At 47.8% G+C, this 12,627-nt stretch carries 7 protein-coding genes; 6 read left to right on the top strand and 1 reads right to left on the bottom strand.

All coding sequences use genetic code 11. The annotated features are described in order from the left end of the window. The first annotated feature begins 135 nt into the window (after positions 1-135). The 6 genes from B2739_RS08755 to B2739_RS08780 all read left to right on the top strand — a co-directional run bounded on the left by B2739_RS08755 (position 136) and on the right by B2739_RS08780 (position 10,433). Positions 136-1,638 (top strand): tryptophan halogenase family protein, encoded by a 1,503-nt coding sequence (locus B2739_RS08755; protein ID WP_331345481.1) that lies wholly within the window; start codon positions 136-138, stop codon positions 1,636-1,638. Between the two features lie 323 nt (positions 1,639-1,961). Continuing rightward, positions 1,962-4,346: a glycoside hydrolase family 95 protein gene (locus tag B2739_RS08760; RefSeq protein WP_331345482.1), complete on the top strand. Its 2,385-nt coding sequence runs from the start codon at positions 1,962-1,964 to the stop codon at positions 4,344-4,346. Between the two features lie 50 nt (positions 4,347-4,396). Beyond that, complete coding sequence (locus tag B2739_RS08765) at positions 4,397-7,318, top strand: TonB-dependent receptor (protein WP_331345483.1); 2,922 nt, start codon at positions 4,397-4,399, stop codon at positions 7,316-7,318. A gap of 193 nt (positions 7,319-7,511) precedes the next feature. Beyond that, complete coding sequence (locus B2739_RS08770; protein WP_331345484.1) at positions 7,512-9,221, top strand: DUF5597 domain-containing protein; 1,710 nt, start codon at positions 7,512-7,514, stop codon at positions 9,219-9,221. Between the two features lie 329 nt (positions 9,222-9,550). Beyond that, positions 9,551-10,072 carry a tlde1 domain-containing protein gene (locus B2739_RS08775; protein WP_331345485.1) on the top strand — a complete coding sequence of 174 codons (522 nt, stop codon included), beginning with the start codon at positions 9,551-9,553 and terminating at the stop codon, positions 10,070-10,072. Next, a complete protein-coding gene (locus B2739_RS08780) occupies positions 10,053-10,433 on the top strand; it encodes a DUF2195 family protein (RefSeq protein ID WP_331345486.1) in 381 nt (126 codons plus the stop codon). Before B2739_RS08775 ends, B2739_RS08780 begins: the two co-directional genes overlap by 20 nt. A gap of 361 nt (positions 10,434-10,794) precedes the next feature. Here the strand turns inward: B2739_RS08780 and ltrA are convergent, their stop codons facing one another. Further along, positions 10,795-12,126 carry a group II intron reverse transcriptase/maturase gene (ltrA, locus tag B2739_RS08785; RefSeq protein ID WP_331345487.1) on the bottom strand — a complete coding sequence of 444 codons (1,332 nt, stop codon included), beginning with the start codon at positions 12,124-12,126 and terminating at the stop codon, positions 10,795-10,797. Positions 12,127-12,627: the final 501 nt, after the last annotated feature.

The following is a 12,627-nucleotide window of genomic DNA, read 5'->3' on the forward strand; positions in this document are numbered from 1 at the left end:
TAAATTGCAGTCTTTACAGCAACTGCTATGCCATATCCCCGGCCGCAAATTGTAATAGGCATTATGTGTTGCCCAATATATGATTAATGCGACTTAATGATACTGATAATACAAAAAGAGATCGGAGTAGATGCCATGCCAACCCCTGTGAATCCGCCAATTCCGGTAAAAAAGATACTCGTTGTGGGCGGCGGAACTGCAGGCTGGATGACGGCTGCCTATCTGGCCAAATGGTTGGAATCGGTCGATATTCAGGTCGCGCTGGTTGAGTCCGACCAGATCGGCACCATCGGTGTGGGTGAGGCAACAGTGCCGGGAATCCATCAATTTATCCGTGATTTGGCGATCAGCGAAAGTGAGTTTATCCACGCCACCAACGCCACCTTCAAGTTGGGCATTGCGTTTGAACACTGGGCGGGAACCGATAAGCATTTTTTCCATCCCTTTGCCGGTTACGGGGTGGCTATTGAAGACCGGTCTTTTCACAAAACCTGGTGGGCCGCCAGACAGCAGGGCTATGGGCAAGGGTTGGATCAATTTTGTCTGTGCACCCAGTTGGCGCGCGCGGGCAAGTTTGCCCAGCCCAGTTTTGATCCGGACAGCCGTTTGGCCTGGTACAACTACGCCTACCATTTCGATGCATCGCTCTTTGCCAAATTCCTGCGCAACTACGCAGAAGTGCGTGGCGTTACCCGCATAGAAGGCAAGATAAACCACGTTCAATTGGACAGTGCGCGCGGTTCTATCCAGTCATTGACGTTGGAGTCCGGTCAGGTGTTGGACGGCGATTTATTTGTTGATTGCACCGGTATTCCGGCGCTGTTGATCGGCAAAACCCTGGGGGTGGGCTACGAGGATTGGAGTCACTGGCTGCCTTGTGACAGCGCCCAAGCCGTCCAGACACAGAGCTTGCGCGAGCCAGACCCTTTCACCCGTTCATCGGCCAGATCGTCCGGTTGGCAGTGGCATATTCCGCTGCAACACCGGGTGGGCAATGGTTATGTGTACTCCAGCCAATTTATTTCCCACGATGAGGCGCGCACCGAGTTGCTTGGCAATCTGGCCGGTGAGCCCTTGACCGACCCGCGCTTGATCCGCTTCACCACCGGAATGCGCAAGGACTTCTGGTTTAAAAACTGTGTGGCGATTGGTTTGTCGAGTGGCTTTCTGGAGCCGTTGGAGTCAACCAGTATTTCGCTGATCCAGACCGGCATCGCCAAAATGACCAGTTTTTTGGTGAATTTTGAAATCGATGAAAAACAGGTGGCTGAAGCAAACCGGCTCAACCGTCTGGAATACGAGCGTATCCGGGATTTTATTATCCTTCACTACAAGCTCAATGGCCGTTCTGGTGCGTTTTGGCAGCAGGTAAGGGCGATGGACATTCCCACCAGTCTGGAGCAAAAAATCGCACTCTTTAAGCGTACCGGCGACATCAGCATGTTGGAGCAGGAATCCTTTAAGGAGGAGAGCTGGTTGAGCATGTATTACGGTTTTGGCGTTGATCCTGCCGGAATCACCCCCTCGGATGACTCGCAACGAGCGCAATTGATCCTGGATAAAATGCGCAGCGCCATCCAAAAAGGCGTAGCACTTGCGCCCAGTCACGCTGGGTTTATCCAAACACTATCCGCATGACAGGCCAATGCTTAACCCTTCAACAGTGGAGCCTTGCGTTTCCCCTCTGGGCTCCTATCGGTTTTCTCTCTAAATAACCTGTTTTTCCTCAATCCGGCTGATAAAAGTCCGGATCTGTCAGGCATCGCCGACATCATTCTCGCTCTTGGTTTGTTTCCTTTTGTATCACAAATATGATTTTTGTTTATCATTGGTAAGAATTGTTGCGCTGGTAAAAACATTATCTTAATATGCGGCATATAGTCATATTTACCATATAAAATCTGCTTTGCTTCCCTATGAATCCATCGTCTGTACATCACAAGCCTTTTTGGATGCGTGGTATGAGCGTCATGTCACTATTGGCATGCCTTTGCCCTACGCTGATGGCGGCTGAGCCTTTGCCTTCCATGGCAGTGGTGTTTGAGCAGCCCGCGCAAGATTGGGAAACCCAAGGGCTACCGATTGGTAATGGCGCGATGGGAGCGGTGATTGCGGGCGGGGTAGAGCGCGACCTTATCCAGTTCAATGAAAAAACCCTGTGGACAGGTGGCCCGGGGGCGCAAGGTTACGATTTTGGCTGGCCGCAAAAGCCACGGGCAGAAGCACTTGCCCAAGCCCGGAAGATCATCACCGGGCAGGGTTCCCTTGCGCCTGAAGCTGCAGCCCGATTACTGGGGCAAAAAATCACAGCCTATGGCGATTACCAGACCTTCGGCGAGCTACAACTTGCTTTTGAAAAAAATGACAGCGATGTCAGAAGCTATCAGCGTGTTTTGTCGTTGGATAATGCCCAAGTTGATGTGACCTACACCCAGGGCGGCGTGCACTACAAACGTGAGTATCTGGCGAGTTATCCGGATGGGGTCATTGCGATCAAACTCAGTGCCGATAAACCCGGCAAGATTTCCCTGCGTGCCACGCTCGGTGTGCCCGACAACCGCAGCATCAACACCCGCATTGAATCCGGCCGTTTAATCGCGACCGGAAAATTGCACAGCAATGGTTTGCAATATGAAACGCAAATCCAATTCCTGAATCAGGGCGGTGAATTATCGGCTGTGGGCGATAACGCCCTCCGTATTGCCAAGGCCGACAGCTTGATTATTTTGTTGAATGCCGGTACGGATTACGCACAACACTATCCGCACTACCGCGGGCAACATCCGCACAAAAAATTGCAGCAGGCGATGGATACCGCCCGTGCAAAATCGTTTGCACAAATACAAGCTGATCACCGCGCCGATTACCAAGCGCTATTTACGCGCGTGAATTTAAATATCGGCCAGCGCAGTTCAACTGAGCCGACCGCAGCGCTATTAAAAAAATACAAAACCGGCGATGCGCAATTGGATCGCACCCTGGAAGCAACTTACTTCCAATTCGGCCGCTATTTGTTGATCGCCTCATCGCGCGCCGGTTCACTGCCAGCAAACTTGCAAGGTGTTTGGAACAATTCTGTTACGCCGCCGTGGAATGCCGACTATCACGTCAATATTAATTTGCAGATGAATTATTGGTTGGCAGAAACCACCAACTTGCCCGAGTTGATGGAACCTTATTTTGATTTTGTCGATAGCCTGGTTGAACCGGGAACCATCGCGGCAAAAAAAGTCACCGGTGTTAACAGCGGTTGGACGTTATTTCTAAACACCAATATTTGGGGCTTCACTGGCGTTATTGAATGGCCCACTGCGTTTTGGCAACCGGAAGCGGCGGCGTGGTTGGCACAACATTATTACGAACATTATTTGTTTTCTGGCGATGAACAATTCTTGCGTGAGCGCGCCTATCCACTAATGCGCAGTGCTACCGATTTTTGGTTGGCATTTTTAATAAAAGATCCTCGCGATGGAAAACTAATCGTCTCCCCGAGTTTTTCACCCGAGCAGGGCAACTTTACCAACGGCGCTGCCATGAGCCAGCAAATCGTATTTGATTTGCTGCGCAATACCCATGAAGCCGCCGTGCGCTTGGGCGATAAAAAATCCGCGCAAAAAATTTATTCAACTCTAGCGCAACTCGATTCAGGAATTCGCATCGGTTCATGGGGGCAGCTGCAAGAATGGAAAGAAGATGTGGATGATCCCAAAAACGATCATCGCCATATCTCGCATTTATTTGCGTTGCATCCGGGGCGTCAAATCGATGCGCACAAACAACCGCAATTGTTGCAGGCCGCACGCACCACCCTTAATGCCCGTGGCGATGGCGGCACCGGTTGGTCGCAAGCCTGGAAAGTCAACATGTGGGCGCGTGCATTAGACGGCACGCGTGCGCACAAAGTGTTGGGCGAGCAATTGCAGCGCAGCACACTCAGTAATTTGTGGGACAACCACCCTCCGTTCCAGATCGATGGCAATTTTGGCGCAGCAGCCGGCATTGCAGAAATGCTGGTGCAAAGCCACAACGGTGAATTGCATTTACTGCCCGCACTGCCGGATGCATGGCCATCGGGTTCGGTAACCGGCCTGCGCGCCCGCGGCGGCATCACCCTGGATTTGAAATGGCACAACCATGCATTAACAGAAGCAACAATATCGTCAACATCCAAACAATTTTTACAGCTCAGAATAGCGCAGCCTTTAACAAAATTTTTATTAAAGGATGCAACGAAAGGAAAAACCCTTGAATTAAAACGCGAGGGGAATACCGGGAGTTTTATCGCACAAGGAGGCAGCAGCTATCGCTTGATAAGCAGTGATGCGGGGAGCGAGAAACCGTTTTAGGAGAATTAAAAATCCAATAGGTCATTACATAATTCTAACTGGAGAAAATCATGACAACCAAAAACAAACAGCTGAAAACGCAATTCCTTAAAAAGCAATTACCAGCGTATATCAAAATGGCTTCCGGCCTTTCACTGGTCGTTGGCACTATGGGTTTGACAGCGCCTGCATTTGCGCAAGATGCTGCAGAAGACCAAGTTGAAGAAGTGATCGTAAGTGGCCAGCGTGCGAGTATCCAAAGCGCGCAGGATGTAAAAAGAAATTCCAGCGTTGTGGTGGATTCCATCGTTGCAGAAGATATCGGTAAATTACCGGATCGCAGCGTAACAGAAGCATTGCAACGCGTTCCCGGTGTAACCGTTGGTCGCTACACCAATAACGATGCCGAGCACCCGGCAGCAGAAGGTAGTGGTGTTGCGGTGCGCGGTTTGACACAAGTGCGCGCTGAATTAAACGGCCGCGATGTATTTTCTGCGGCGAGTGGTCGCGGTTTAAGTTTTGAATCTGTTCCCGCTGAATTGATGTATGCAGTGGATACTTACAAAAGTCCATCGGCCGATATGATTGAAGGCGGTTTGGGCGGCACCGTTAATTTGCGCACGCGTATGCCATTTGATGCCGATGGCCAATTGGTGAGTGTATCTGCAAAAGCCAACTACGGTGATCAGTTGGAAGAAACCAACGGTGAATACTCCGGTTTATACAGCAACCGTTGGGAAACCGATGCAGGTGAATTCGGTATTCTTATAAACGCATCCACATCGGATTTGGCAACGCGTTCTGATCAGGTGTACTCACGTCCTTATATGCCAAGAAATATTAATGGCGATGATGTGTGGGTATCCAAAGGTGTGGATTGGCGTCGCAACGATCACGAGAGTACTCGTGAAGGTGGATACCTTGCATTGCAATGGGCACCGAATGACAACACTGAACTTTATTTCACTGCATTCCAAACCAAACACGACAACGTGTATGACGAAAACGCGTTTTTCCTTGAAGGCCATAATGGCGATCAAGCGCTGGTTCCTACTGCCGGCAACGATTGGGTTTACAGTGCAAACGGCGCAATGGAATCCGGTACGGTAACGGTTGCCAACCCTGCACAGTGGGGTCTTGATTTTGGTACCAGTACCCGTTGGGCGCAAAACGTTTCCAAAACCACTGACTACTCCACCGGTATCAAATGGTCTCCGGATGATCATTGGAAATTCTCTGCCGATTTACAATACGTAAAAGCCGATGCACGCGTAGATGATTACACGCTGGGTCTGAAAGTGATTCCTGCGCAAGCGCGCATGGAAGGTATTGGAACTGAAAAGCCTTCGATCATCATCGACGATGCGTACATGTCTAACTACGCCAATTACAACCTTGGCCAAGCGATGACCCACTTTGAGCGCAATGAAGCCGAAGCAAAAACCGGCCGTATCGATGCAGAATATGATTTTGATGGCGCAGTCATTAAATCGGTTAAAGCCGGTGTTCGTTATTCAGAAAAAACCGGTGACAACATCAATACCGGTTACGACTGGAATACCCGTTACGCAACCTGGTTTGGTTTTGACAAAAATTCCATTCCAAAAGTTACTGCAGATCAAGCAGCAGATTATTTGACTCTCTATTCATTTGGTGATTTCCAACGCGGCGATGTGACTGTTCCTGCTAATGGTTATTTGTATTCATCAAACGCGGCGAGAAATTTCCGTGCAACTACCGATGCCGTGAACGCTGATTGTGAAACGGATGGTGCATGGTGGTGTGCGGGCAGTGTGTATCAAGAGTGGGACCGTTTGGAAAATCCGGATTACCGCAATCTGCAAGAAGAAAAAACCGTGGCCATGTATATCATGACCAATTATGGTTTTGATGATCTGGCGATGCCAATCGACGGTAACTTTGGTGTGCGTGTGGTGCAAACCGATAACACCGCATCAGGCACCTTGGTTGTTAACGAAGCGACTGTTGATGGCGTAGTGGTTGTACCTCGTTCAACCGAGCCGCTGGAAGCCAAAACTAACAATACCCATGTGTTGCCAAGCTTCAACTTGCGTATGCAAGCAACTGAAGATTTGTATGTTCGCTTTGCTGCGTCTGAAGCTATTTGGAATCCATCTTTCTCCGATATGCAAGCATTCGTAACTGTGAGTGCCGATATCGATGAAGAAACCGGTGTGATCAAATCGTTCAACCTGAATCAGGATACCAACCCGTATCTGCAGCCGATGGAAGCAACGCAATTCGATTTATCGGTAGAGTGGTATTTCGATTCAAACGGCGGTATGGCCTATGCAGCTTTGTTTAACAAACAAGTAGAAGGTTTCTTTAAAAAGACAACCGATGCTTATGCCATTGGCGATTACAAAGGCGAAGCCACCTGGTTGGATAACATCGGTAGCGGCGATATCAACGGTTTGGAAATCGGCGTGAATAAATTCTTTGACGCGCTTCCTGCTCCGTTCGATGGTTTGGGTATTCAAGCTAACTACACTTACATCGATAGCAAAGCTGACATCCCATTAAATACCCAACCAGTTGGCGGTGATACCCAAGCGGGCGCGGCTCCTCTTGATACCGACCGTTCTTCTTACGGGCAATTGCCAATTGATCAGCTGTCAAAAAATGCATTCAACCTTGTGGGTATGTATGAGAAAGATGGTTTGTCTGCACGTTTGGCGTATTCATGGCGCAGCAAATATCTGATCGCGTGGGGCGGCAATGGTTTTGATCCTGACTTCAACGATGGTTTGGGCGGCAAAGCACGTATCCCGGTGTACAACGATGACTATGGCCAATTGGATGCATCCATTAGCTATAACTTCCTCGATAATTACACGGTAACAGTGGAAGCCTCTAACCTGTTGAAAGAAAAAACCGTCGGTATTATTGACCAAAATGCAGCAGGCGATCACGTTGCGTATTCTTACGCACAAGATGCCCGTTTTGCAGTGGGCATCCGCGCACGTTTCTAATGAGTTGTTAGGCTTGTGCCCTGTATCGCAAATGCGATACAGGGCATTTTTAGTTTAAAAAGCCACATAATTTTGTAATGGTAAGTAAAAAGTCCTGTCTGTTTACGTATCAAAAATACTAATTGGGTAATAATTATCTGCAGCAGTTTTATTTTTTTTCTGCATCAAAATACTCAGTTCCGGAATCCATTTTATGAAATACAAAGCCACATTTTTCCGTGCGTTAATACCTGCAATTGCGGCTCTATGCGCAACGGTTTTTTTGCCTGTGCAATTACAGGCTGCCGAACTGCCGCAGTTGGTGAGTAAAAATGGCAAGCATGCGTTAATGGTAGAAGGTGCGCCGTTTATTATGCTGGGCGCACAAACCAACAATTCCAGTAATTATCCGGCGGCATTAAAAAATGTGTGGCCATCAGTTGAAAAAATGCATGCCAATACCCTGAGCATTCCAGTGGCATGGGAACAGATTGAACCGGTTGAAGGCCAGTTTGATTTTTCTTACGTGGATATACTGCTCAAGCAAGCGCGCGAGCGCAATGTAAAAGTGGTGTTGCTGTGGTTTGCTACCTGGAAAAATAACGCACCGCATTACGCACCTGCGTGGGTGAAGTTGGATAACAAACGTTTTTCCCGTGTAGTGAAACAAGATGGCGATACATTGAATTCAATGTCGCCATTAGCGAAAAGCACAATGGAGGCAGATAAAAAAGCCTTTGTTGAATTAATGAAACATCTGAAAAAAACCGATAAAGATCACACAGTCATTATGGTGCAAGTGGAAAACGAAGTTGGCACCTACGGTTCCGTACGCGATTTTTCTCCTGCTGCCCAGCAAGTATTCAATGCGCCTGTGCCCGCCGATTTGGTTGCAGCATTAAATCTGAAAGCCGGAACCTGGGCGCAGGTATTCGGAAAAGATGCGGATGAATTTTTTCATGCATATCACATTGCAAAATATTGCAATGACATTACTGCAGCAGGTAAAGCCATTAAAAATCTGCCGATGTATGTCAACGTAGCACTGCGCAATCCGTTTAACCCAGGGTTGCCGGGGCAATATTCCAGCGGCGGTGGCACCGACAATGTGTTGCACATTTGGAAAGCGGCTGCGCCCGATATTGATTTGATTGCACCGGATATTTATTTCCGCGATCACAAAACTGTCAGCAAAGTATTGGAGCTTTACACCCGCGCTGATAACGCCCTGTTTGTCGCAGAAATTGGTAATGACCAACCTTACGCCCGCTATCTATACCCAACGCTGGGCATGGGTGGTATTGGCTTTTCTCCGTTCGGAATGGATGACACTGGCTACACCAACTATCCGCTCGGTGCAAAAGAATATAACGATGAAACCATCGAACACTTTGCACAGCACTATCGTGCAATAGAATCGAATATGCGCGCTTGGGCAAAATTGTTATTTGAAAATAACAGCTGGGGTTTTGCAGAACCGTTAGACACCACAGGCGATACACAAAAAATCTGGAATGCCGAGGCAACACCGGAAGAAAAAGACCAGCATAAAAAAGACCGCGCTGCTGCACTTACGCAAGTGGTCGATGGCGGCCTATGGGACATAGAAGTCACCTACGGCCGCCCAATGTTCTGGATCGCGCCACCGGAAGGCAACGCACCAGCCGCTGGTGGTGCCTTGGTTGTCCAACTCAGTGAGAACGAATATTTGGTCACTGCGCACAAAGCGCGCGTGGAATTTAAACCATCTGCAGAATTGGCCAATAAAAAATACATGATTGAACGCGTAGAAGAAGGCAATTTTGTGAAAGGGCAATGGGTGATGGATCGCGTGTGGAATGGCGACCAAACCGATTGGGGTATGAACTTCAGTGACCGCGCCGTTACACTAAAAGTGAAAATGGCAGCTTACGAAGTCAATTGATTATTGCGCTCATTCTGACGCTCTCCCAAAGGGAGAGGGGACGTTACTCTCTATAAATTTTCGTTTAGCAAAAAAGCCCGCCTGTTGTGAACCGGCGGGCTTTTTTATTATCAATAGAATATTTATTAGCGTTAACGCCGAGATGAAATTTGGCACTTGTTATTGTGCTTTTTCTACTAATAGTCCATTCAGCGCGAATTGATTGATATGCATCACACTATTTGGCTTGAATAACTCTCAAAAGACCATGAATATTCATGTGGTCTCAAGGATTAAGTGATTTTATTGTTTAAGTAAGTTAAATGTACGTGTAAAGGAGAACAAATATTGTGATTACCGATATGATTTATAACGGACAAAAAATAGTGTGGTCTGGTAAGGGCACATTTAAAGCAACATCTGGGTTAACTGGTTTTCAGGATCCTGAGTACTATTGTGTTCCTGATAGCGGCCCGATACCGGAAGGGTTTTATAAAATATTTATTGCAGACAAAGGTAATGCCGTGGACGATGGTACAGGTCGATGCGCTATCAAGCCTGCATGGGGTATTCAAGTTATACCACGAGGTGTTGATGCGGGTAACTGCGAGCCGTATTGGCAAAATTGGGGGCATAACAGAGCGAGAATGGAGCCCGCAGACACTGCTACCAAAATTCGTTGCTCTCCAATTACAAGAGGCGGCTTTTATTTACATGATTCTACAAAAGGTTACAGTCATGGATGTATCGAAGTTGAAGGGCGAATTTTTTCTGGTCTAAGGGAAACAGGGAGAAACTCGGGAAAATCGTTTCTAACCATAAAAGTGGCATATATCAAAGGAAAGCAAACAAATGGCGGCACAAAAATTTAACTACTTTTTCTGTACATTATTGTTTATTAGTGCCACTGCAGCTGCTAACGAAGTTGTAGTGGTAAATAATAAACTCTCTGCATGTACAAAAATTTTTGATTCAAAAATTGTAAAAGAAAATTCCATTCCGATGTTGTCATTCAATATACAGCTCAAGAATTCAATCGCAGACTGTGGTTGTAAGTCAGCATTGAGTTTATTTTCAGTGTCATCCCAGCGGGATTCTTATAAGTCATATTTGTTAAGTGGAAAAGTGGCGCTGGAAAAATCAGGTAATAAAAAAATTCCTCTTGCTGCAGATTATGCCTTGATCGATAAAGTTGATTTGGAGGTTAGCTTTTCTTGTGCTCAGCCTGATTAATCTTTAAATATGTCCGGTGTTAAAAGCCCGCCCTTTGTAAAACGGGCGGGCTTTTTGTTTATAGCATTTTTGATCGTATCAGGTTTGTAAGTTCACGCTTCACCACCTATAAGTTTAGAAATGTAGGTTGGTGGTGAGCTTGCGAACCCCAACATGAAATGTTGATTTAGAGCGCTGCATGAATACCTATTTCGGTTTTCGGTAGAGTCGAAGACTGGCGCGCCGAGTTTAGGTAGTGGCTTCCTACTCCTGCTCTTTCGATTTAATGCAGGTGACACTCCTTCTACCTTGCTCACGTTTCCAGCCCCCGCTCATCGAACCGGACGTGCAGATTTCCCGCATCCGGCTCTCGGACAAAACATCACGCTTTCACCCACGACTCACCGCGACCCAATTGCGTTAAACGTACGAGCCCAAAATGCCCGTAGAGATGGGATTGAGGAAATGCCCCACCTCGACGTCCTCTAACTTTGTATTTGTGTCGCAGCCACTTACGCAACCGCATAGCGATATAACTATCAATCGCACGATAAGCTTGCAGATGAGTTCCTACTGAAAAGTAATTCGCCCATCCAACCAGTGTGCGATTTAATTGTTTTACCATTTCTGTGGTATCCATGCACGAATATGAGTTCGTCGTCATTCCATGAAGCTTTTGCACCATGTTCTTGATGCTCTTCTTCGACGGTCGCATACCCAATCTGGCTTTGCCCGTTTTCTGTGAGTAAAGCCTGCCAAAGCTGTAACCCAGAAAATCAAAAGACTCTTCTGGTATTCGACAAATTCGCGTCTTGTCTTCGTTCACTGTCAGCTTGAGTTTCTCCATGATTTTGCGCATCCATGAAGATGCTTCATCAGCTTTTCCACGCCGACATAAAATCACCAGATCATCTGCATAAGTAACAATAAAACTTCCAAGACGTTCATTTAGGCCGAATTGTTCCCATGCCACCACAAACCGGCGCATATATAAATTTGCTAGCAGTGGTGACACTGGCGAACCTTGAGGTATTCCTCGCCGCTGGTCTTTTGCTTCCGTTGTTTTCATTGTGCGGCCTTTCGAATCCTTCTCTTCGACAGGAGATTCCAACCATCGCTTTAGTAAACTCAGAACACGTCGATCAACAACACGACGCGCAAGTGACTTCAACATTTCAACGTGGGGAATACTGCCAAAATAATCCGAAAGATCTGCATCGATAACATCGGGTCGCCCTCGATACATTTGTTCTTGCACCTCAACTATCGCCTGTTGCGCATTGCGCCTCGGACGATAGGCATACATCTGTGGTGGAAGATCTGCTTCGAAAATCGGTTCCAGCACCAGCATTGCTGCTGTCATGCAAACGCGATCTCTTAGCGTCGAGATACCCAGCGGTCTGAGTTTGCCATTGGCTTTGGGGATATACACTCGCCTGATTGCATCAGGCCGATAGCTCTCATCTTTTAGTGCTTGCGCAAGTTCCGATAACCATCGCTCAACACCATATGTTTCTATGTCAGAAAAATCTTGTCGGTCTACACCAGGTGCTCCGCGATTTGCGCGGCACTTTGCGTAGGCATGAGCCAAGACATCTTGTCGATACAATTTGTCATAGAGGGCGTAGAAACGGTAGTTATCTTCAGTCTTCGCTTTTACGTGTAATGCTCTCTGTAGTTTCCGAACACTAATTGGAGTTGCTAGGTTGCCCAATCTCCTGATCCTTTCCTACTTTAAACATTGGTTTTGAACTGAGGCCCCTTTCCTCCACCGACATTACTCGGCTTCCGCGGTACTACGAGCCTCTCCGCCACCCCGATGCGCCCAAACGCTCCCTCACGGGTGTTCGGTTGATCTCCCCAGATCACGCAGAGGGGCTTCCCGTGTTGCGCGCGCTTCCCTTGTGTACATGCTGTCGCCACTACCCCGACACAGCAACTGGAATCAACCCTGCTCAAGTCCTCCAGTTGTATCAGCCTTCCCCGAAATGGCGATCGGGTCGGCCTGTGTAACGTCCATTTCGAGGATTGCTCGGCGTTCACTCGCGTTACGGCCTGCACACTCGCGCTGCCACCATATTTTGTGGCACGCTTCACCGGAGGCTTCAACTATTTCGTTGCCTCCATAGTTGCTCCGGTTGCTTTCGGCTGGAGCGATAGCCGAGTGGGATTTTCACCCACGGGGAAAGCGCCGCCTTATCACGGCGCACGCCAA

It is taken from the genome of Cellvibrio sp. UBA7661 (genome assembly GCA_002483365.1).
Lineage (GTDB): Bacteria > Pseudomonadota > Gammaproteobacteria > Pseudomonadales > Cellvibrionaceae > Cellvibrio.